The 21,235-nt window shown below is 64.4% G+C and carries 23 protein-coding genes and 1 tRNA gene; 16 read left to right on the top strand and 8 right to left on the bottom strand.

Annotated features, from left to right (window positions below):
• Window positions 1-786 precede the first annotated feature (786 nt).
• Window positions 787-996 (top strand): RcnB family protein, encoded by a 210-nt coding sequence (locus H9656_RS14245; RefSeq protein ID WP_191742900.1) that lies wholly within the window; start codon window positions 787-789, stop codon window positions 994-996.
• A gap of 95 nt (window positions 997-1,091) precedes the next feature.
• Window positions 1,092-1,355, top strand: a complete 264-nt coding sequence (locus H9656_RS03725) for a hypothetical protein (protein ID WP_191742901.1) — start codon at window positions 1,092-1,094, stop codon at window positions 1,353-1,355.
• A gap of 3 nt (window positions 1,356-1,358) precedes the next feature.
• Here the strand turns inward: H9656_RS03725 and queE are convergent, their stop codons facing one another.
• Together queE and queC are read right to left on the bottom strand one after the other, a co-directional pair.
• Window positions 1,359-1,994, bottom strand: coding sequence for a 7-carboxy-7-deazaguanine synthase (gene queE, locus H9656_RS03730; protein ID WP_191742902.1), 636 nt, complete (start codon window positions 1,992-1,994; stop codon window positions 1,359-1,361).
• The gene (queC, locus tag H9656_RS03735) at window positions 1,991-2,698 is read right to left on the bottom strand and encodes a 7-cyano-7-deazaguanine synthase QueC (protein WP_404821552.1); all 708 of its coding nucleotides are present in this window, start codon (window positions 2,696-2,698) and stop codon (window positions 1,991-1,993) included. Before queC ends, queE begins: the two co-directional genes overlap by 4 nt.
• A gap of 365 nt (window positions 2,699-3,063) precedes the next feature.
• Here queC and H9656_RS03740 point away from each other — a divergent pair, with 365 nt between their 5' ends.
• A complete protein-coding gene (locus tag H9656_RS03740; RefSeq protein ID WP_225212211.1) occupies window positions 3,064-4,488 on the top strand; it encodes a response regulator in 1,425 nt (474 codons plus the stop codon).
• Between the two features lie 7 nt (window positions 4,489-4,495).
• On the opposite strand, the gene H9656_RS03745 is transcribed toward H9656_RS03740, so the two are convergent.
• Window positions 4,496-5,533, bottom strand: coding sequence for a ligase-associated DNA damage response exonuclease (locus tag H9656_RS03745; protein WP_191742905.1), 1,038 nt, complete (start codon window positions 5,531-5,533; stop codon window positions 4,496-4,498).
• Window positions 5,534-5,606: 73 nt separating this feature from the next.
• Here H9656_RS03745 and H9656_RS03750 point away from each other — a divergent pair, with 73 nt between their 5' ends.
• From H9656_RS03750 to H9656_RS03770, 5 genes are all read left to right on the top strand, one after another.
• Entirely contained in the window at window positions 5,607-6,086 is a 480-nt protein-coding gene (locus tag H9656_RS03750; protein WP_191742906.1) for a PaaI family thioesterase, read from the top strand.
• Window positions 6,083-6,511 carry a PaaI family thioesterase gene (locus tag H9656_RS03755; protein WP_191742907.1) on the top strand — a complete coding sequence of 143 codons (429 nt, stop codon included), beginning with the start codon at window positions 6,083-6,085 and terminating at the stop codon, window positions 6,509-6,511. The genes H9656_RS03750 and H9656_RS03755 overlap by 4 nt, the downstream gene beginning before the upstream one ends.
• Before the next feature lie 79 nt (window positions 6,512-6,590).
• Window positions 6,591-6,926, top strand: a complete 336-nt coding sequence (locus H9656_RS03760) for a hypothetical protein (protein WP_191742908.1) — start codon at window positions 6,591-6,593, stop codon at window positions 6,924-6,926.
• Between the two features lie 89 nt (window positions 6,927-7,015).
• Window positions 7,016-7,450, top strand: a complete 435-nt coding sequence (locus H9656_RS03765; RefSeq protein WP_191742909.1) for a hypothetical protein — start codon at window positions 7,016-7,018, stop codon at window positions 7,448-7,450.
• A 219-nt stretch (window positions 7,451-7,669) separates the two neighbouring features.
• Window positions 7,670-8,128, top strand: a complete 459-nt coding sequence (locus H9656_RS03770) for a S24 family peptidase (RefSeq protein WP_318240590.1) — start codon at window positions 7,670-7,672, stop codon at window positions 8,126-8,128.
• 62 nt (window positions 8,129-8,190) lie between these two features.
• Here H9656_RS03770 and H9656_RS03775 read toward each other — a convergent pair whose 3' ends face one another.
• The 3 genes from H9656_RS03775 to H9656_RS03785 all read right to left on the bottom strand — a co-directional run bounded on the left by H9656_RS03775 (window position 8,191) and on the right by H9656_RS03785 (window position 11,024).
• Window positions 8,191-8,670, bottom strand: a complete 480-nt coding sequence (locus tag H9656_RS03775; RefSeq protein ID WP_191742911.1) for an SH3 domain-containing protein — start codon at window positions 8,668-8,670, stop codon at window positions 8,191-8,193.
• Between the two features lie 172 nt (window positions 8,671-8,842).
• Window positions 8,843-10,516 (bottom strand): lysine--tRNA ligase, encoded by a 1,674-nt coding sequence (locus H9656_RS03780; protein ID WP_191742912.1) that lies wholly within the window; start codon window positions 10,514-10,516, stop codon window positions 8,843-8,845.
• A gap of 49 nt (window positions 10,517-10,565) precedes the next feature.
• Window positions 10,566-11,024, bottom strand: a complete 459-nt coding sequence (locus tag H9656_RS03785) for a MaoC family dehydratase (RefSeq protein WP_191742913.1) — start codon at window positions 11,022-11,024, stop codon at window positions 10,566-10,568.
• 115 nt (window positions 11,025-11,139) lie between these two features.
• Here H9656_RS03785 and queA point away from each other — a divergent pair, with 115 nt between their 5' ends.
• From queA to tgt, 3 genes are read left to right on the top strand one after another with little or no spacing between them, the layout of a single operon-like run.
• Window positions 11,140-12,234 (top strand): tRNA preQ1(34) S-adenosylmethionine ribosyltransferase-isomerase QueA, encoded by a 1,095-nt coding sequence (queA, locus tag H9656_RS03790; RefSeq protein WP_191743738.1) that lies wholly within the window; start codon window positions 11,140-11,142, stop codon window positions 12,232-12,234.
• Window positions 12,231-12,707, top strand: a complete 477-nt coding sequence (locus H9656_RS03795) for a hypothetical protein (protein WP_191742914.1) — start codon at window positions 12,231-12,233, stop codon at window positions 12,705-12,707. The genes queA and H9656_RS03795 overlap by 4 nt, the downstream gene beginning before the upstream one ends.
• A gap of 54 nt (window positions 12,708-12,761) precedes the next feature.
• Complete coding sequence (gene tgt, locus H9656_RS03800) at window positions 12,762-13,874, top strand: tRNA guanosine(34) transglycosylase Tgt (RefSeq protein ID WP_191742915.1); 1,113 nt, start codon at window positions 12,762-12,764, stop codon at window positions 13,872-13,874.
• Here the strand turns inward: tgt and H9656_RS03805 are convergent.
• Window positions 13,871-14,419 (bottom strand): hypothetical protein, encoded by a 549-nt coding sequence (locus H9656_RS03805; protein WP_191742916.1) that lies wholly within the window; start codon window positions 14,417-14,419, stop codon window positions 13,871-13,873. The two genes, tgt and H9656_RS03805, sit on opposite strands and share 4 nt — an antisense overlap.
• Before the next feature lie 208 nt (window positions 14,420-14,627).
• On the opposite strand from H9656_RS03805, the gene H9656_RS03810 reads away from it, so the two are divergent.
• From H9656_RS03810 to H9656_RS03825, 4 genes are read left to right on the top strand one after another with little or no spacing between them, the layout of a single operon-like run.
• Window positions 14,628-18,014, top strand: a complete 3,387-nt coding sequence (locus H9656_RS03810) for a response regulator (protein ID WP_191742917.1) — start codon at window positions 14,628-14,630, stop codon at window positions 18,012-18,014.
• An 8-nt stretch (window positions 18,015-18,022) separates the two neighbouring features.
• Window positions 18,023-18,847, top strand: coding sequence for a CheR family methyltransferase (locus tag H9656_RS03815; protein WP_191742918.1), 825 nt, complete (start codon window positions 18,023-18,025; stop codon window positions 18,845-18,847).
• Window positions 18,844-19,419, top strand: coding sequence for a chemotaxis protein CheB (locus H9656_RS03820; RefSeq protein WP_191742919.1), 576 nt, complete (start codon window positions 18,844-18,846; stop codon window positions 19,417-19,419). The genes H9656_RS03815 and H9656_RS03820 overlap by 4 nt, the downstream gene beginning before the upstream one ends.
• A complete protein-coding gene (locus H9656_RS03825) occupies window positions 19,416-20,555 on the top strand; it encodes a hybrid sensor histidine kinase/response regulator (RefSeq protein ID WP_191742920.1) in 1,140 nt (379 codons plus the stop codon). The genes H9656_RS03820 and H9656_RS03825 overlap by 4 nt, the downstream gene beginning before the upstream one ends.
• A gap of 95 nt (window positions 20,556-20,650) precedes the next feature.
• Here the strand turns inward: H9656_RS03825 and H9656_RS03830 are convergent.
• Window positions 20,651-20,727: transfer RNA gene (locus tag H9656_RS03830), tRNA-Lys, on the bottom strand.
• A 230-nt stretch (window positions 20,728-20,957) separates the two neighbouring features.
• Here H9656_RS03830 and H9656_RS03835 point away from each other — a divergent pair.
• Entirely contained in the window at window positions 20,958-21,230 is a 273-nt protein-coding gene (locus tag H9656_RS03835; protein ID WP_191742921.1) for a hypothetical protein, read from the top strand.
• Window positions 21,231-21,235: the final 5 nt, after the last annotated feature.

Raw genomic sequence — 21,235 nt, forward strand, 5'->3', positions numbered from 1 at the left:
GCGAGGACTCTGACCATGAAACGCTCCCTACTCATGTTCGCGGCAGTCTCCGCCTTCCTCGTGCCCGCCGCAGCACCTCTGTCGGTCCTGGCCCAGGAACGGCCTGAGCAGCGCGCTCAGACACGTGACGACAACCCTCGCCGATCCGAACGACGCGCTGCGCCCCCCCGTGAGCGCGGCGACATGGCGGTTAGTCCGCGCGATCGACAAGATTCCCCGCGCCAAGGCGGCCGATCCCGGCCCGAACAATCGCGACCGGAGAACCAGCGCCCGCAACGTCCCGACAGCGAACGCCCCACGGGCCAACGTCCGGACCAACGGCCAAACCGCCCCGACCGCCCAGACGCGCAGCGTCCAGATCGGCCCGACCGCCCCAACCGGCCTGGCTGGAATCAACCGAACCAGCCGGGGCGCCCCGATCGTCCAGACCGCCCGCAGCGGCCTGACAGACCAGACCGTCCTGACCGTCCCGGGGCAAATCGTCCCGACCGTCCGGATTGGAACCGCCCCAACCGGCCGAACCGCCCCGACTCTGACCGGCCAAACCGTCCGGATTGGAACCGACCGAACCGACCTGACGCCAACCGGCCGAACCGCCCCGATCGCCCCAACTGGAATCGCGACCGGAACTATCGCGAATTCCACAATCGCTGGAACCGCGACCAGTGGCGCCGTGACTGGGATCGTCGCCATCGCGGCGACTGGTGGAGGAATGACAGCCGCTTCCGGGGCTGGAGCGGCGTCCGGCTAGGGTTCTATTTCGCGCCCGGATACGGCTACTACAGCGTGCCGCGCACCTATTGGAACCGACAGTACTCCATCGGCCAGTACCTGCCGGATGTCTTCTGGCGCTATCAGGTGAATGATTGGCGCACCTATGGTCTGGGCTACCCCCCTCCGGGCACCCGGTGGGTCTATGTCGATAACGCGATCTACCTGATCGACGAATACGACGGCTACATCATTGAAGTCGTCCGCGACGCCTGGAGCTGGTAGGCGCGCGGTTCTAAGCAAAAGGCCCCGGAGAGCGATCTCCGGGGCCATTCTTTTTCCACGCTGACAGATGCAGCCCGCGCAGGCAGACTATCCGCATGATCACGCGCTTATCCACCCTCGCCCTCGGCCTCACAGCCGCCCTCATGCTTCAGGGCTGCGTCGCAGGCGCCGTCGTCGGCGCCGGGGCCGCTGTGGTCGGCGGCGCGGCCAAGGTGACCGGCGCAGCCGTGGGCGCAGGCTTTGACGCCGTCACCACCTCGGATGAGGAAACCAAGGCCAAACGCGAGCGGGAACAGCGCGCCTGGGAGCGTGAGCAACGCCGCTGCGAACAGCGTCAAAAGCGCGGCAAGGACTGCTGAGGGCTACCGCACTCCGATATATTTGTGCGTCTGAACGCTGAGACGCCATTTCGGATAGGTCAGGCAGTATTCAATAGCCGCGGCCGTGTTGGCAGCCTGGTCCGGCCCATCCATCGGCTGGAGCCAGAAGCGCTCGAAATCGAGGTGCTCGAACCGGTCGGGCATGGCCAGCGGCTGAGGAAAGACCAGCTTCAGCTCCTGACCCGAGGTCTGAACCACAGCGGCGTCGGCCTTGGGGCTGATGCAGATCCAGTCGATCCCTTCCGGCGCCGCGATTGTGCCGTTGCTCTCCATGGCGATTTCGAATCCGCGGGCGTGCAGGGCGTCGATCAGCTGGGCGTCCAACTGCATCAGCGGCTCGCCTCCGGTGCACACGACCAGCTTCGGGTCACCCTCGCGGCCACGCCACATGCCCGCGACATGATCGGCCATCAGATCGGCGGTCTTGAACTTACCGCCGCCATCGCCGTCCACGCCGATGAAATCGGTGTCGCAGAAGGTGCAAACGGCGGTAGAGCGATCCCGCTCCAGCCCGCTCCATAGATTGCATCCCGCGAACCGCAAGAAGACCGCAGGACGGCCCGCCTGCCCGCCCTCGCCCTGCACCGTCAGAAAGACTTCCTTGGCCGAATAGGTCATACGGCCGCCCATTCGGCATAGCCCGCCGCACGCAGCTCGCACGCCGGGCAGGTCCCGCAGCCATAACCCCATACGTGACGCTGTGTCCGGTCGCCCAGATAGCAGGTGTGGCTGAACTCGATGATAGCCTCGACCAGGTCGCGGCCGCCGATCCGATCCGCCATTTCCCAGGTCTGCGCTTTGGTCAGGAACATCAGAGGCGTCTCGACCGGAACCGACTTGTCCAGCCCCAGGGACAGGGCGCGGGCTGTGGCTTGAATGGTGTCGTTGCGACAGTCCGGATAGCCGGAATAGTCCGTTTCGCACATGCCTCCGATCAGCACCTCAAGCCCTCGGCGATCCGCCAGCGCCGCCGCGGCGACCAGGAAGATCAGATTGCGTCCCGGAACGAAGGTGTTGGGTAGGCCGCGCGCGTCTGCCTCAATGGCTCGCTCGGTCGTCATGGCCGTCTCGCCGATGGCGCCGAAACCGGTCAGATCGACCACGTGATCATCGCCTAGCCTGTCCGCCCAGTGCGGCAGGGCCTTGGTCACTTCGCGTCGCACCGCCTGGCGCGCCTCCATCTCGACCGCGTGGCGCTGGCCATAGTCGAAACCGACGGTCTCCACTCGGTCGAACCGTTCCAGCGCCCAAGCCAGGCAGGTGGCGCTGTCCTGTCCTCCAGAGAAGAGGACCAGGGCGGAGGTTGTGGAGGGGGACGCGATTTCGCTCATGACAAACCTGCGGTCGGCCAGCGGCCGCGCGCATCAAGAAAGAGGTTCCAGTGACGGAGATGTTTAACGAGGGAACATAAACCAGACCCGGCCGCCTCGCAAAAGAAACCCGCGGCGGCGAAAAATGCGCGGCTTAACCGTTCCGCAAAGATTTGTCTGCGAATGTAAAATAGCCTCAGTAGGAGTCCGGCCGAATGCCGACGATCGAAGTGCTGACTGACCGGGCCGAGCCCGTTCCCCCTTCTGCCAAAACAGGAGAGGTTTTCGCACGCTTCGAATGCGAACCTGATACCCTTGCGATAGCGGTCGTGGATGGAGATCGCCCGGTCGGGTTGATCGAGCGCACAGACTTTCTGATGAAGCTTGCAGGTCCGCTGGGCGTGAGCCTGTACGGCGGGCGCGAGATCTCGCACCTGATGGACCCCGAGCCGGCGGTGGTCGAGGCAGGCGTCCGCATCGACGCCTTCGCCGACATCATCCTCAAAAGCGGGCCAGGCGCGCTGATGCGCGGCTTCATCGTCACCCGTAACGGCGTCTATCGCGGCGTCGGGACGGCCGTAGCGCTGCTTCGCGCCGTCAACGAACAGCAGAGGCATGAAAACCAGCGCCTGGCCGAACAGGCCCGCGCCGCCGTTGACGCCGATCAAGCCATGCAAACGGCCGCCGTCGAGAAAAGCCGGTTCATGGGCCTGCTTAATCGCGAGTTGAGCACCTCTATGAACGGCGTGCTCGCCGTCGCCGAACTCCTTTACCGACAGCCGCTGAACGAGGCGGCCAAGGCGCACGCGCGCACCATCATGGAATCTGCCGAAGACCTGTTGGGCGACCTTCACGACGCCCTGGATCTGGCGCGGGCCGAGGCTGGCGAATTACAGTTGTCGCCTGCACCTACCCCCCTGCGCACGCTGATGGATCAGCTTCAGAGCCACTGGTCCCCGCGCGCCGCTCAAGACGGCGTGACACTGATGGTCGGCTATGAAGGCGACACCGAACTGGCCGCCATCCTTGACGGCGGGCGGTTGAAACAGGTGTTCAATAACCTTATCGGGGCCGCGCTCGGCAATACGCGCCACGGCATGGTTGAAGCCAGCCTCAAGGCGCACGCCCGCGGCGATCAGATACTGATCGAAGCCCGCGTGCGCGACGACGGCACGGTCGACTCGGCAAGGCTTGCTGACGCATCGGAACAAGGCGGCGACCTGGGGCTCATGGTCAGCCGTCGGCTGGTCCAATACATGGGCGGCGCCCTGCGAGCGGAACACAACGCCGGTCGCGGCGCCACATTCGCTTTCGAGATGGAGGCGCCTGTCGCGCTCATGGAGCAGGAAGCGCCGTGCAACGTGGCCGACCTTGAGCATCTGCACTTGCAGGCTCAGCCGCATATTCTCATCGCCGACGATAACGCGACCAACCGTGTCGTGGCGCAAGCTCTGTGCGAAATGTTCGGCTGCACCTCGGAAACCGTCGAGGACGGCCAGGAAGCTGTGGAAGCCGCGCAGTCCCGCCGCTTTGACCTCATCCTGATGGATATCAAGATGCCTCGTCTGGACGGGGTCGGCGCCACACGCGCGATCCGTGCTCTGGGCGGGCCTGCTGGGCAAATCCCCATCATCGCCCTGACCGCCAACGCTGACCCAGATGACGCCAAAGCCTATCTTGCCGCAGGCATGGCCGCCGTCGTGGAAAAGCCCATCAAGCCTGAACGTCTGCGTCTGGCGATGAACACCGCCTTGGACCCCGCCGAACAGACCGCCGCACGCAAGGATCGCGGCGCCGCCTGATACCCAACTAGACGGCACCCTCCAGGACGTTCTGTTCCCCTTCGCCTTCTTCGTCATATCCGACCAGGCGCAAGGCGCGGGCCCGCACTCCCGCCAGTTCGCACCAGCGCAGCAGGCCCTCTTCCCTGCCGTGAGTGATCCAGACCTCTTCCGGCGCGACCTCGTCAAACGTGCGCGTCAGCTCCGGCCAGTCGGCATGATCCGAGATCACCAGGGGAAGCTCTACGCCGCGCTGGCGCGCGCGCGCGCGAACCCCCATCCAGCCTGACGCAAACGCCGTAATCGGCTCGGCGAACCGGCGCGCCCAGCGATCCTGAATGGCCGACGGCGGCGCGATGACGACTTCTCCTCCCAGAGCTCCACCTTTGAGGCCCGTCGCTAGAGCAAGAGGTCCCAGCGGCACGCCCGACGCCTGATAGAGATCATTCAGCCGTTCCATCGCGCCGTGAACGTAAATGGGCCTCTCCCAGCCCGCCTCGCGCAACAACCGTATGATCCTTTGCGCCTTGCCCAGCGCATAGGCCCCGACCAGATGCGCCCGCTCCGGGAACTGCGCCAGGGAGAGGACCAGCCGCTGAATTTCTTCCGTGTCGGGCGGGTGAACGAAGACTGGCAGACCGAACGTCGCTTCCGAAATGAAGACATGGCAAGGCGTCGGCTCGAACGCGACGCAGGTCGGGTCGCGACGGCGCTTGTAATCACCCGACGCCACCATGATCAGCCCGCCCTGACTGACGACCGCCTGCGCCGATCCCAGCACGTGACCCGCCGGGACCAGGCGCACCTCTACGCCTCCGATGGAAGTTCGCTCGCCATAGTCGACCGCCTGCGTCCGCCCGGCGAAATCAGCCCCGTACCGAACCGCCATGATCGCCAGGGTCTCAGGCGTCGCCATCACCGCGCCATGCCCGGCGCGCGCATGATCGGAATGCCCATGCGTGATCACCGCGCGGTCCACCGGACGCACCGGATCGATGTAAAAGTCTCCTGGCGGACAATAAAGGCCGGCCGGCGTGGGTCGCAAAAGATCCTGGGGACGCATCATCAGTTCATGGTGTGGCTGGACAAGACAATGGCGGACGGGCGACCAAAGGCGACGCTCATAAAAGGACGCCTTGATGACGGATTCGTTCCTCACCACCCTGTTGCCGCAACTGGCGTCTGGATCCGCCCATACCCACGCCTTGGGATTCACCTATGAGGGCCTGGACGGCGATCGGGTGCGGATGCGCGTTCCCTATCGCGAAGATTTGGTCGGCGATCCGGAGACGGGGGTACTGGCGGGGGGCCTGGTCACGACCCTGCTCGATCATGCAGGCGGTCTGGCGATCTGGGTGGCGCTGGACGCCTTCCGTCCCATCGCGACCTTGGATCTACGCGTGGACTATATGCGGGCCGCCCAGCCGGGACGCGACCTGCTGGCCGAGGCCCGCTGCTATCGCCTGACGCGCAATCTCGCCTTTGTGCGGGCATGGGCGTTCGAGGATGACCCCGCCGACCCCGTCGCGGCCGCCCAGTCCGCCTATATGGTCAGCGCCGAAGGCCACAGCCGCACAGGCGCCAATCTGAAGCCTCGTAGGGCCAGGAACGCCGCATGACCGTCGCACTCCTAGACACCCTGCCCTACGCCCGCTTTCTCGGCCTGAAGACACAGGTGAACGGCGATGAAGTCACGGTCACCATGCCGTTCGATGACAAGCTCATCGGCAACCCGCTCCTGCCCGCCCTGCACGGCGGCTCCACCGCCGCCCTGCTGGAGATGGCGGCGATGGCTCAGGTCTCGCTGACCTATCCGGGCCTGCGCCTGCCGCGACCGATCAATGTGACGGTGGCCTATCTGCGCTCCGGCAAGCCTGTCGACGTATTCGCCCGCGCCCGCATCAATCGGGCCGGCCGTCGCGTCGCCTATGTCATCGCCGAGGCCTGGCAGGAAAACCACGCCCAGCCGATCGCAAGCTTGACGGCGCATTTTCTTCTGGACGAGGCCGCGTCGGACGATGCGTCGCGGCTGCCCCCAAAGTAAAAACAGGTAAACAAAATACTACCAAACGGCGTTAACGCATGTTAACTATTGGCATCAATCTTTTGATGAGGGGTAATTCATGCAACGCACTGAAGTGATCGCCGCCGTGGCCGGCGACCTGCACACTGCTGAAAAAGCGATCGACGACGCGATCGTACAAGCGACCGCTCTTGTGCAGTCGATGATCGGCGCCCGCTCCGCTCTGGGCGTGTCGGCTGTCGCGGGCACCGTTTCGCAGGCCAAGGCCATGGAAGCCGTCGCCGCCCTCAGCGCCGCGCGTGAAGCCATCGTCGCCAGCCACAACGAAATGGCCAAGGATCATCGCCGTCTCGGCTACGGCGTCTACGCCGCCGGCCCGCTGTCCAAGCCGGACGAGTGGGACGACCGCCCGATGGGCCACCTGCGCGTTGCCTAAATTTAATCTAACTCCCACTTGGAGTTAGATGCATCGCTGGCAATTTGGTGACATGATACCCCCTTCGCTCATCGGCGGAGGGGGTTTTCATGTTCGGCTTCGCTTCCGATTATGTAGGCTTATCGATCATGCTTTTGGCGGGCCTGTTTGCTCTCGCTAAAGGCGGAAGGCCTGAGAAGATCGGAGCTGGAACCATGCTTGTGGCGTGGTTTCTATCGATTCTTGCGCAAAACTTGGTGGGATATGACGCCACCCAGTGGCCCGTATTCATCATAGACCTGGTGGTGCTTGGCGTCTTCATCGCCCTGGTGTGGAAGTCGCCTCGCTCTTGGCCAGTGTGGGCCAGCGCGTTGCAGTTATTAGCGGTAGCCAGCCATGTGATGGTTTTTCTGCGAATGCAGCCGACCATCTCGGCCTTTTATACCGTGGTGAACATGGCGGCCTACGGCATCATGCTTGCCATTACTGTCGGCGCATTCCTGGCTTGGCAGGAACGTCGAGCTGTCGGCCAAGATACCGAATAGGCAAATATTCCCAACTGAATGCTTGGCATGATAGGGTCGCCTATGCCCCTGTCACACACGCAGATATGGAATGCGCTTGATGCCTTGGCGCGTCGTGAAGGCCTTTCCGCGTCGGGACTAGCGCGTCGCGCCGGGCTGGACCCGACCAGCTTCAATCCTTCCAAGCGATTCGGGCCTGGCGCGCCGACCCGGCCGCGATGGCCGTCCACCGAAAGCCTGATGCGGGTGCTGCAGTCGACGGGCCTCAGCCTGGGCGAGTTCGCAGATCTGGCAGACGACGCCGGTCCAGGCGCCCTGCCCATCCCCCTGCTCGGCTTGGCGCGCGCGGGCGACGAGGGATTCTTCGACGACGCGGGCTTGCCCCTGGCAGAGGGTTGGGAGCAGACGGAACTGCCGACACGCAAGGACAGCCTGTTCAGCCTGCGTATCGAGGGCGATTCCATGGCTCCCCTGTATCGGCCTGGCGATCGGGTGATTGTCGATCTGGACGCCACAGACGTTCGGCGAGGCGATCGCGTCGCCTTGCGCACCCGCGCTGGCGAAACGTTGGCGAAGGAAGCGGCGGCCCTGGGCGCGCGCGATATCGTTCTGGCCTCGATCAATCCCGATTACCCGCCGCGCACCGTTGCGCGCTCACAGATTGTTTGGATGGCCCGCATCCTTTGGGTCAGCCAGTAACGAACAAAGGCCGCCCCTTTCGGGACGGCCTTCGCTCTGATCGATGCGGGGGAGAAAATCGATCAGTTCGCCGCGACGTAGTGCGCGTTCACCCAGCCGCCGCCGGCGATCTGGACCCATTCGCCCTGCGAACCGATGGCGGTGAAGGGCTGGCCTGCTGACAGGCTGCCAGCCTGACGGTAGTTGGTGCCCGGCCCCGTGCGAATACGCAGGTTCGAGGTCGCGCGGTAGGAGTTGGCGGCCGCCTGGTTAGCGGCCCGCGCGCGCTGCTGGTTGCAGCCGATATAGGAACCCGCTGCAGCGCCAGCGCCCGCGCCGACCACGGCGCCCAGAGCGCGCTCATTCTTGGACACCTGGCTGCCCGCCAGACCGCCCAGCACAGCGCCGATGGCGGCGCCAGCTTGCTGACGGCCGCCCGGGGCGTCGCAATTGGTGATGCCGTTAGCCTGCGGCATGGCGGCGGCGCTCATCGGCACGGCGGCGGAACCCAGGGCGGCGAACATGGCGGTGGCGGCCAGACCCGCCTTGAAAATCTTCGACATCTTTCTCTCCTGTCATCGAGTTGTCGATGGAGAGACAATGCACCGGCGAAGCTGAAGGCTCCCCCCGCCCCGCCGTTATGTTGTGTTCATGTTTAGCGGGCCTACCGCCCTTCGGGCTACTTGAGGCGTGATAGAAAAAGAGCCGCCGCTGTTGCTGCGGCGGCTCCAATTTTCAACGTCCGGCCAGTTCGCCGCTCGCCCCCGCCTCAAGCAGGGCTATCGTCTGGGGCAGGCCGTAAATAGCCGCGAATGAACCGAAACGCGGCCCCTGAGAGGCGCCGAGAAGCACCTCGTACAGCGCCTGGAACCAGGCCCGCAGCGGCTCGAACTCATGCGCCTTGCCCACGGCGTAGACCTCGCCCTGAATGACCTCGCCGTCAGTCGTGTCGGCGGGAAGAGCCTTCAGGCGCTCCGCCAGATCCAGCAGCGCAGCCTTCTCCTTGTCGTCGGGCAGACGATAGGTCTTCGAGGGCTTCACGAAGTCCTCGTAGTAGTTCAGCGCATAGCCCATCAGCCGATCCAGCACAGGCTCGCTCTCAGGCGTGGCGTCCGGCAGATATTTGGCGAAGTAGGCCCAAAGCTGGTCCTTGGTCGAGGCGTTGGCGACGCCCACCAGATTCAGCAACAGGGCGAACGACACCGGCGAAGCGCTCTCGGGCGGTTGGCCCGCGTGGATGTGCCAGACAGCGTTGTCGATCTGCTTGGCCGGTTCCTGCGTCTTGTACTGCTCGATGAAGGACAGATAGTCGTCCGTCGCGCGCGGAATGACGTTGAAGTGCAGGCTCTTGGCCGACTTCGGCGACTGGAACATGTACCAGCTCAGGCTCTCCGGCGTGCCGTAGCGCAGCCACTCCTCCATCGTCAGGCCATTGCCCTTGGACTTGGAGATCTTCTTGCCTTCGACGTCGAGGAAGAGCTCGTAGTTGAAACCTTCCGGGGGAACCCCGCCGATGGCGCGGCACAGCTTGGATGACTCGCGCACGCTCTCGATCAGGTCCTTGCCCGACATCTCATAGTCGACATCCAGCGCCGTCCAGCGCATGGCCCAGTCGGGCTTCCACTGCAGCTTTACATGGCCGCCGGTGACGGGAACCTCGGTGCGACCGCCAGCGGGGTCGTCAAAGACGATGGTGCCGCGCTCGACGTTGCGCTCCAGCGTCGGCACCTGCAGCACGTGGCCGGTGATCGGGCTGATCGGCAGGAAGGGCGAATAGGTGGCGCGGCGCTCTTCGCCCAGGGTCGGCAGCATGATGCCCATGACCTTGTCGAAGCGCTCCAGCATGGTCAGCAGGGCCGCGTCGAACCGACCCGACCGATAGGTCTCGGTCGAGGACATGAACTCATAATCGAAGCCGAAGCTGTCGAGGAAGGCGCGCAGGCGGGCGTTGTTGTGCGCACCGAAGCTGTCATGCGTGCCGAACGGATCGCGCACCTTGGTCAGCGGCAGGTGCAGGTCTTCGCGCAGCATCTCCGGATTGGGGATGCCTTCCGGCACCTTGCGCAGGCCGTCCATGTCGTCGCTAAAGGCGATCAGGCGCGTGGCCCAGTGATCGCCGGTCAGGGCGCGAAATGCGTTGCGCACCATGGTCGTGCGCGCCACCTCGCCGAAGGTGCCCATGTGCGGCAGACCCGACGGACCGTACCCCGTCTCCAGGATCACCGGCTTGTTCAGCGCCTCGAAGGTCGCCAGAGCCTCGTCCGTCTTGCCCGCGTCGATCAGCAGTTTCGCGGCATCGCGCTCCGCGTCCGACAGCCGTTTTTTGAGCACGTGGGCCAGCAGGTTGCGCGCTTGCTCAAACGGCCACGAACGGGCCTCACGGGACAGGGTTTCGAGGTTCTGTAGCATGCACCGGGCTTTGACGCCTTGCAGGCCTCGGGTCAACAGTAGCCGCGTCCTACAGCCGCGCTTCAGCGTGGCGTGGCAGCTGCATCTGGTTTTCAAAACTCATGGCCAGCTCGCCGTCCTGGTTCGTCACCGTCGTCTTAGTGCGCAGGACGCCGCGGTCAGGCTGGCTCTTCGACGGGCGGATGTCGATGATTTCCCGGCGTACGGTCAGGGTGTCGCCGGGGCGCACCGGCCGCACCCACCACAGGGCGTCGACGTTCATGCCCAGCAGCGGAGTGTTGCCGAAATAAGCTTCATCCACGAACTGACGCATCACTCGCGAGCACACGTGCCAGCCGCTAGCGATCAGGCCGCCGAAACGCCCGGCCTCGGCGGCCGCCTTGTCGATGTGCATGGGTTGGGGGTCGAACTCCGTCGCGAAGGCGATGATCTCCGCCTCGGTGATGGTGAAGGGCTCGCTGGTCCAGCTTTCGCCTACGGTCAGGTCGTCCAGATAGCGGTCGGTCATGCACTCAACTCCCATTGGCTGCGTCTGACATAGCGGCTGGAGCGGTTTTCGCCAGACCGACTTTCCGCCGCGCTTCGCTTGACCGCAAAGGCCCGGCGTGAGCATTCCCCGCCTCATGCGGACATCCGATTTCGACTTCGACCTGCCCGAGGCGTGCATCGCCCTGCGCCCTGCAGACCCGCGCGACTCGGCGCGCCTGCTGGTGGTGAAGGGCGGCGAGCTTCAGGATCGGGTCATCCGCGACCTGCCGGACTTTCTGCAGCCCGGCGACGCCCTGGTCTTCAACGACACCCGCGTGATCCCCGCCCGTCTGTCGGGCGTGCGCCATCGCACCGGACCGGAGGGCGAGCTTCTGTCGGTCCCGGTCGAAGCCACCCTGCACCACCGCGACGCGCCCGATGTCTGGAGCGCCTTCATGAAGCCGGGCAAGCGGCTGAAGGTCGGCGACCGGGTGCGCTTCGGGCGCGCGGAAGACAACGCCTGCTTCCTGGGCCAGGTCGACGCCGAGATCACCGCCAAGGGCGAGGATGGCCTCGTCACCCTGCGCTTTGATCTGGCCGGCCCTGTGCTGGACGACGCCATCCGCGAGGTCGGGGTCATGCCTTTGCCGCCCTATATCGCGGCCAAGCGGGCCGAGGACGATCAGGACCTGAAGGATTATCAGACCGTCTTCGCCGAACATGACGGCTCGGTCGCGGCGCCGACGGCGGGTCTGCACTTCACCCCCGCCCTGCTGGACGCCATCCGTGCGCGCGGCGTGACGACCCACGCCGTGACCCTGCACGTCGGCGCAGGCACCTTCCTGCCGGTCAAGGCGGACGACACCGCCGACCACAAGATGCATTCCGAATGGGGAGAAGTCTCTGCCGAGACCGCCGCCGCCCTGAACGCCGTGCGCGCGGCGGGCGGGCGCATCGTCTGCGTCGGCACCACCTCGCTTCGCCTGCTGGAGAGCGCTGCCAGCGAGAACGGCGTGGTCCAGCCCTTCCACGGCGACACGGCCATCTTCATCACGCCGGGCTATCGCTTCCGCGCCTGCGACGTGCTGATGACCAACTTCCACCTGCCGAAGTCGACGCTGTTCATGCTGGTCAGCGCCTTCGCCGGGTTGGAGACGATGAGGGCCGCCTATGCCCACGCCATCGACAATGGTTACCGCTTCTATTCTTATGGCGACGGAAGCCTGCTGTTTCGGGAAGACGCCCAATGAGCCACATCGACCAACTGCCCGAAAATCTGGCCGCGACCTTCGACATCCTGGCGTCTGCGGCGAGCGAGCTTCAAGATCCCTGGTGGGTGTTCGGCGGCGCGGGCATGGCGCTGTCGGGCCTGCCGGAATGGCACGTGCCGGACGTAGATGTGATGACCAGCCCGCGCGACGCCCGGCGCCTGATCGAGAGCCTGCACGGCGAAGCGGTCGAAGACCCCGGCGAAGGCCTGTTCCGCTCTCAGGTTTTCGGCCAGATCCTGACCACGCCGGTCCCGGTCGAGGTCATGGCGCAGATGGATGTGCGCGCAGGCGCCGAGTGGACGCCGGTCATCTTCACCACGCGCCAGCCGATCACGCTGGACGGCGGGACGGTCTATATTCCCACCGTCGCCGAACAGATCGAAAAGTGCCGCCTGTTCGGCCGCCCCAAGGATCTGCAACGCGCAGAGCGGCTGGCGACGCTGCTGCGCTGACTGGCGGTTCCGAGCCAGAGAGCCTAAGACGCGGCTCCGCTGCAAGGAACGCTTATGCCCTTCCCGTTTGAGATTTCCGCCACCGAAGGCCGTGCCCGCACCGGCGTGCTGAAAACGACGCGCGGCGACATCCGCACGCCGGCCTTCATGCCCGTCGGCACCGCCGCGACGGTCAAGGCGATGACCGTGGATCAGGTCAAACAGACGGGCGCGGACATCCTGTTGGGCAACACCTATCACCTGATGCTGCGCCCCGGCCCGGAGCGAATGGAACGCCTCGGCGGGCTTCACAACTTCATGCGCTGGGACAAGCCGATCCTGACCGACTCGGGCGGCTTCCAGGTCATGAGCCTGTCCGGCATCTCCAAGTTGACCGAGGAGGCCGTCACCTTCTCCAGCCACATCGACGGGTCCAAGCACGTCCTGACGCCCGAACGCTCGATCCAGATCCAGGCCGACCGCCTGGGCTCCGACATCGTCATGCAATTGGACGAGTGCGTCGCTTGGCCCGCCGAGGAAAAGCGCGCCCGCGAGGGCATGGAGTTGTCGGCGCGCTGGGCCCAGCGATCGAAGAACGCCTTCGGCACGCGAGATGCGCAGGCCCTGTTCGGCATCCAGCAGGGCTCGACGTATGAGAACCTACGCCGCGAGTCCTCGGAACGCCTGCAGGAGATCGGCTTCGACGGCTACGCCATCGGCGGCCTGGCCGTCGGCGAAGGCCATGAGGCCATGTGCGAGGTTCTGGATTATGCGCCCGAGTTCCTGCCCAAGGACCGTCCCCGATACCTCATGGGCGTGGGCAAGCCGATCGATCTGGTCGAGGCGGTCTATCGCGGCGTCGACATGTTCGACTGCGTCCTGCCGACCCGCGCCGGGCGGCACGGACAGGCCTGGACCTGGGACGGCCCGCTGAACCTCAAGAACGCCCGCTTCGCCGAGGATCAGGACCCGCTGGATCCTGAAGTCCCCTGCCCCGCATCGCAGGACTATTCAAAGGCTTACCTACATCACCTGATCCGCGCCGATGAAATTCTCGGCAAGATCCTGCTGAGCTGGCACAACATCGCGTTCTTCCAGGCGCTGACGGCGGCCATGCGCGCAGCCATCGCCGAGGGCCGGTTCGAGCAGTTCCGCCGCGACTTCCGCGCAAGACACCTGAAGGCCTAGTTGCGGCGCGGGACGAAACCGGCGGGCGCGGCGGGCGGCGCGCAGTTCCGCTGCATCCCTACGCCCTTGAGAAACGAGCGGCGACGCAAGCCTGCCTGAATGGCGGACTGCACATGTTTGCTATGCGCGTCCGCTCCCGTCAGTCGGCGCACCCAGCTGCGAGCCGGAACGAAGTCCGTCACCGTGCCTCGGACAGCGTCGAGAGCGGCGCGCGCCGCTGCGTCTGCGGCCCGCTCGCTGACATAAGAGCCGTCTTGCGCGGGCGGTGCGTCCCTGTCCGGCCCCAGTGCTTCGTCCAGCCGGGCGACCTCGGCCCCAATGGTGCGGCAGTTGCTGAGGTTCCGCAGATCGTAGGGATTGGCTTCGGCCTGGAGCAGAACGGTCGGTATTTCGTCGCGGCGCAGGTTCAGATCTTGCAGCGGCGCCGTGACGGCGTCACCCAGTCCCGCCCCGATCTGTTCCGCCCCTCCGCGTGCCGAAGCGCCTGCATTGCAGCCCGATAGAACGAACGAGGCGACGAAAACAAACCAGATCGGAGTGCGCATGACCGAGGTAAATCACGACTGCCCGCAGCAGGCCAGACTGGATCAGGACAGCGGGGGCATACTGATCGACGACGGTCAGCAGAAAACCTGTGCGACGAATCCATCCGAAGGCTAGTAGTGAAGGCTCAGCCGCACCGAAATCAGGTGCGTAGCTCGCATGGGTCACTGAACGATGAAGTCGCCAAGCCGTCCGTCCGCGGGCTCTAAGATGGAAAGCCTCGCGGCGGTTGGACTGGCGCTGGTTCTCGCGTTCTTTCTCGCCACCGGGATCATAGCCTGGCGCAATGTAGAGGTGCTGCGGGCCAATAATCAGCAGATCATCCATACCCATGAGGTCATCCTCGCGGTCGAGGACGTCCTGTCGGCCGCCCAGGAAGCGGAGACCGGCCAGCGCGGCTTTCTGCTGACGGGCGACGTCAAGTATCTCCAGCCGTATGAAGCTGCGACCAGCGACCTGAACCGACGGCTGGGCGATCTCGCGGACCTTACGCGCGACAACCCGAACCAGCAGGCGCACATGAGCGAGTTGCGCCGTTTGCTCGCCGCCAAGCTGACGGAGCTGGACGCCTCCCTTCAGGCGCGCCGAACTGAGGGCATGCAGGCCGCCCTGGCGCGGATCGGCACGGACGAGGGCCGGCGCGTAATGGACGCCGTGCGCGCTCGGATCGCCCAGATGCGGCAAGAGGAACAGCGCGTGCGCGAACAGCGCATCGCCGAAATGAACGCCTCCTATCAGACGGCTTTGGTAAGCGGAGTTCTGTCGGGGCTGCTGGGCGCCGCCCTGACGTTCGTGGTGTTCACGCTCATTCGGCGCACCGCCCGCGCGCGGTCGCGGCAGCAGTGGCTGCACGAAGGACAGGTCGGCCTGGCGTCGGCGATGATGGGCGATCAGTCTCTCGAGCAACTGGGCGACAGCATTCTCGACTATTTCGCCCGGTACGCTGGCGTGCAGGCGGCCGCGCTGTTTAAAGGCGAGGGCGGATTTTATCGTCGCATCGCTGCTTTGGGCGTTCCAGCGGACGCCGCGATCCCGGAACGCTTCGGGGTGCGCGAAGGCCTGCTAGGCCAGGTCGCCGCTGACGGGAAAACCTTGACCGTGTCCGACGTGCCGGACGGCTATCTGACCATAGGTTCGGCCCTGGGTCGCGATAAGCCCCGACACTTGGTCATCTCTTCGGCTCAGGCGGACGGCGCCGTTAACGCGGTCCTGGAGCTAGGTTTCCTGCATGCGCCTGACGAGCGGTTGATGACACTGCTCGACGAAGCCGGACGCGCCATCGGCATGGCCCTGCGCTCGGCGCGCTATCGTGCACAGCTGCAGAACATGCTCGAGGAAACCCAACGCCAGTCTGAAGAACTGCAGGTGCAGAGCGAGGAGCTGCGCGTATCCAACGAAGAGCTGGAGGAACAAGGCCGCGCGCTTAAGGAATCCCAAGTGCGTCTCGAACAGCAGCAGGCTGAGCTGGAACAGACCAACACCCAGCTGGAAGAGCAGGCTCAGCTTCTGGAAGCCCAGCGTGACGACCTTGAACGGGGCTCCGCCGCGCTCACGCTGAAAGCCCGAGAACTGGAGCAAGCCAGCCAGTACAAGTCCGACTTCCTGGCCAACATGTCGCATGAGCTGCGGACGCCGTTGAACTCCCTGCTGATCCTGTCCAAGCTCCTGGCCGACAACCCAGAGGGCAGCCTGACTGACGACCAGGTCAACTACGCGCGCACCATCCAGTCATCAGGCAACGACCTTCTGGCCCTGATCAACGACATTCTGGACCTGTCCAAAATCGAGGCTGGCCACATCCAGGCGCGACCAGAAGCCGTCTCGATGCAGCGGTTGGCCGGCGACATCCGGCAAACGTTCCAGCCTATCGCCGACGATCGCAATCTGCCGTTCGAGATCGACGTGGAAGGCGGACTCGAACTGATGGAAACGGACCGTCAGCGGCTCGAGCAAATCCTCAAGAACCTGCTGTCCAATGCGTTCAAATTCACCGAAAGCGGGCTGGTCAAGCTGACCATATCCACTCTGCCTGACGACGAGATCGCCTTCGCCGTTTCCGACACCGGCATCGGCATTTCCCCTGAACAGCAGAAAGGCGTTTTCGCAGCCTTTCAGCAGGCTGACGGGACCATCAGCCGCAAATACGGCGGAACAGGCCTGGGCCTGTCTATCTCCCGCGAGCTGGCTCGTCTGCTCGGCGGACGCATCGAGCTGGAAAGCCGCGTCGGGGAAGGCAGTATCTTCACGCTGGTCCTCCCGCTGGCCTACGAAGCGGAACGGGTGGCGTCGCGCGAGCCTGCGGCCGCCCCCCAACGCCTTGCGCCTGCCGTCGCGCCGCACCCGGCTCCGCTCGAACCGCGCCCGCTGGCTGCAAGCATCGAGGACGACCGGGACAACCTTGCCGGGAACCGTCGCCTTCTGCTCGTGGTCGAAGACGACGGCCGGTTCGCTGCTATCGTGCGCGACCTGTCGCGCGAGCTTGGATTCCAGTGCATCGTCGCCGGTACGGCCGAAGAAGCCCTGAAGCTGGCCAAACGCCATCGTCCGAGCGCCGTCGTGCTGGATATCGGCCTGCCCGACCAGTCCGGCCTGACCGTTCTGGACGAGTTGAAGCGTGACGACGACACCCGCCACATCCCTATCCACGTCGTCTCCGGCGAGGATCACAGCCAAACCGCACTGTCGCTGGGCGCCATTGGCTATCTCGTCAAACCGGTGAAGCGTGAGGACCTCGCCGACGTCTTGCGCGCGCTGGAAGAGAAGCTGACCCGCACAGTGCGACGCGTGCTCATTGTCGAAGACGACCTTGTCCAACGCGACGCTGTCAGCCGCCTGCTGGCGTCGGGAGATGTAGAAACCGTGGGCGTCGGCACCGCCGCAGAGTGTCTGGAGCAACTTAAGAACCAGACCTTCGACTGCATGGTGCTGGACCTGACGCTGCCGGACGCCTCGGGCTTCTCTCTTCTGGAGACCCTCAGCCGCGACACCAACCACAGCTTCCCGCCAGTCATCGTCTATACCGGTCGGGACCTGTCGCCTGATCACGAGCAGCAGCTGCGCCGCTATTCCAGCTCCATCATCATCAAGGGCGCGAAATCGCCCGAACGACTGCTGGACGAGGTTTCCCTGTTCCTGCACCAGGTTGTTTCTGAACTGCCGCCCGAACAGCAGAAGATGATCCGCAAGGCCCGCAACCGTGACGCCGTGCTGGAAGGCCGACGAATCCTGATCGTCGAGGATGACGTGCGCAACGTCTACTCCCTGACCAACGTGCTCGAGCCGCGCGGTGCTGTCATTGAGATCGCCCGCAACGGCAAGGAAGCCCTCGACGCCCTGGAACGTTCGTCAAGCGACCCGGCCAAGGCGGTCGACCTGGTGCTGATGGACGTGATGATGCCGGTTATGGACGGTCTGGCGGCGACGCGCGAAATCAGGAAAGATGCGCGCTGGAAGTCCCTGCCCGTGGTGATGCTGACCGCAAAGGCCATGCCGGACGACCAGGAGCGGTGCATGGCGGCCGGGGCCAATGATTACATGGCCAAGCCGCTGGACGTGGACAAGCTGCTATCGCTTGTGCGCGTCTGGATGCCCCGCTGAGCCCGGCCGTGCCCCACCGCACTGAGGACATCGAGATCGGCCTGCTGCTGGAAGCGCTCTATCAGCGCTACCACTATGACTTCCGCCACTATGCGCGAGCGTCGATCAAGCGCCGCCTGCTTCAGGCGCGCAGCCATTTCAACATGTCCAGCGTGACAGCTCTTCAGGAGCGGGTCCTGCACGACCCCGAAATGCTGCCGCGGCTGCTCGGATTCCTGACTGTTCAGGTTAGCGAGATGTTCCGGGACCCCAGCTATTTCCGCGCCCTGCGCGAACAGGTTCTGCCCCATCTGCGCACATATCCGTCGCTGAAGGTCTGGATCGCGGGCTGCAGCGCCGGGGAAGAACTCTATTCCATGGCTATCCTGTTTCGCGAAGAAGGACTGCTCGACCGCACCCTCTTCTACGCCACGGACATCAACCCAGAAGCGCTCAAAGCGGCCGAAGCGGGGATCTACCCTATGGATCGCCTCCGCAAATTCACGGAAAACCACCAGAAGTCGGGCGGAAAGTCCTCACTGTCCGACTACTACACCGCCGACTACGGGCGCGCCGTTTTCGACAAGTCGCTGCGCAACAACGTCGTCTTTTCGGATCACAGCCTGGTCACAGACGCCGTCTTTGCTGAAATGCAGCTGATCTCTTGCCGAAACGTCATGATCTATTTCGACCGGGGTCTTCAGGACCGAGCCGTGGGGCTGTTCAAGGACTCTCTCACGCGCCACGGGTTTCTCGGGGTGGGCTCCAAGGAGAGCCTGCGATTCTCACGCCACGCGTCGGCCTTTTCGGAGTTTGTTCCGGAGGAAAAAATCTACCGGAAGCGCGAACCATGAGCGCGCCGCCCGACCGGGCTGTAGTGATTGGCGCCTCGGCCGGGGGCGTCCAGGCCCTGCTCGCCCTCCTCCCCTCGCTGCCTGCCGATTTTCCTTGGCCGGTCTTGGTCGTCCTTCACGTCCCGGCCGACCGGAGCAATGTCCTGGCGGGGCTGTTTGAGGCCAAATGCAGCCTCGAGGTAAAGGAAGCAGAGGACAAGGAGACGGTGCGTCCCGGCGTGGTTTATTTCGCCCCGTCGGACTATCACCTTCTTATCGAGGAGAACGGCGACCTGGCGCTGTCATCCGACGAAGCGATCAACTATTCCCGCCCCTCCATCGACGTTCTTTTCGAAAGCGCCGCGGACGCCTATGGCGAGCGACTGGTCGGGATCATCCTCACCGGCGCCAACAATGACGGCGCTGCTGGCCTAGCGGCGGTGGCAGCTGCTGGCGGCGTCGCCCTGGTGCAGGATCCCGCCGCGGCCTATGCGCGGACTATGCCCCAAGCCGCTCGCCAGGCTTGCAACGCCGCGCTCGTGCTCTCGCTCGAACGCATCGCAGACTACCTGAAAGGTCTCAAAGCAGAATGACCAGCTCGGAACAGCCGATCCACCTCCTGCTGGTTGATGACCTCGAAGAGAACCTGCTGGCGCTGGAAGCCCTGCTGAAGCGCGAGGGCGTGGTGTGCTTGAAGGCTCGTTCGGGCGACGAAGCGCTGGAATTGCTGCTGGTTCACGATGTCGCCCTGGCCCTGCTCGACGTGCAGATGCCCGGCATGGACGGATTCCAACTGGCTGAATTCATGCGCGGGAATGTGAACGCTCGCCACATCCCCATCATTTTCGTCACCGCCGGAAGCGCCGATCTTCAGCGTCGCTTCCGGGGCTATGAAGCCGGCGCCGTGGACTTCATCCACAAGCCGATCGAAGCCGATATCCTGCGCAGTAAGGCGAACGTCTTCATCGAGCTCTATCGTCAGCGCAGGGAAAGCATCGCCCAACGGAACGAACTCGAAGCCTATGCCAACGCCCTGCGCGAGGCAGATCGGCGTAAGAACGATTTCATCGCCATGTTGGGCCATGAACTGCGCAATCCCATCATGGCGCTCCAGGCCGGACTTCAGCTGCTGCAACGCCCGGGTGACGAAGAGCGCAAAGCGATCATTCACTCTCGGATGGAGATCCAGGCCCACCACTTGTCGCGGCTGATAGAAGACCTTCTTGACGCCGCCCGGATCGACCAGGGCAAGATTTCTCTCAAACGCGAGCGCGTCAGTCTGCAGAGCATCATCGACTCCGCCATCGACACCAGCCGTCCGAGGATCGAGGCTGCGTCGCATGAATTGACCACATCACTGCCGCCCGAACCGCTGTGGCTTGAGGGCGACTTCACTCGCCTGTCGCAAGTGATCAGCAACCTGCTCGCCAACGCCGCCAAATATACCCCGTGCGAAGGGCGTATCCACCTGTCCGTCGATATTGAACATAGTCAGATCCGAATCGATGTCGCCGACAATGGAATTGGCGTCTCCCCGGAACTCCAAAGCCGCATCTTTGATCTGTTCGCTCAGTCCAAGGGCCCTGACGACCGCTCACGCGACGGGCTGGGCATCGGCTTGGCGTTGGTCAAACAACTGGTCGAACTGCACGACGGCACTATCGAGCTCGCCAGCGACGGACCGGGACTCGGCAGCTGCTTCACGGTTCGTCTACCCGTAAGCGCATGACATTGAGGCCGGCGCGCACAGGCGCGCCGCGCCCACTCGCCTAGCCAGACTGGCGCCTGACGACCGCTAAAATGCGCTGATTTTGAGGAGGGAAGTGGTACGCCCCCCCGGGCTCGAACCGGGGACCCTCTGATTAAAAGTCAGATGCTCTAACCAACTGAGCTAGGGGCGCACATCGCGTCTGCGAAGAGGCGCGGAACATACGGTCGAGTTTCTGATCCGGCAAGCTGATAATTCGGAAAATTTGTTGAAAAACCAACACCCCCGATATGTCAGCTCCCTGCGACGCCCGAGCGAGCGTTCGCACATGTTCAGATTGCATTCATGGCCTCCCAGCGACACCTTCGCGGGCGGGAACCTCGCCCCCTTTTTCACGTTTTCAGCCCCTGAAGGGGGATTTCGATGAACCATTCCATTTCTAACCGCCTGCTGCTCGGTGCGGTGGCCTTGAGCGCTTTGGCGGCGCTGGGCGCCTGCGACGAACCCCGCCACGAACCGGCTCCCGCGCCGGCGCCGGTCGTTGAGGCCGAAGCCCCCGCCGCTGAGGACGCCGCCGCTCCCGTCGTGGCCGAGGCCCCCGAGCCGACGCAGACCGCCCCGGTCGAAACCCTGCCGCCGGACGAACGGACGTCTGAAGAGACGGTGCAGCCCGAAAGCGATACGCTCTTTTACTGATTCCA

Origin of the sequence: Brevundimonas guildfordensis (genome assembly GCF_014836405.1) — a bacterium.
Taxonomy (GTDB): domain Bacteria; phylum Pseudomonadota; class Alphaproteobacteria; order Caulobacterales; family Caulobacteraceae; genus Brevundimonas; species Brevundimonas guildfordensis.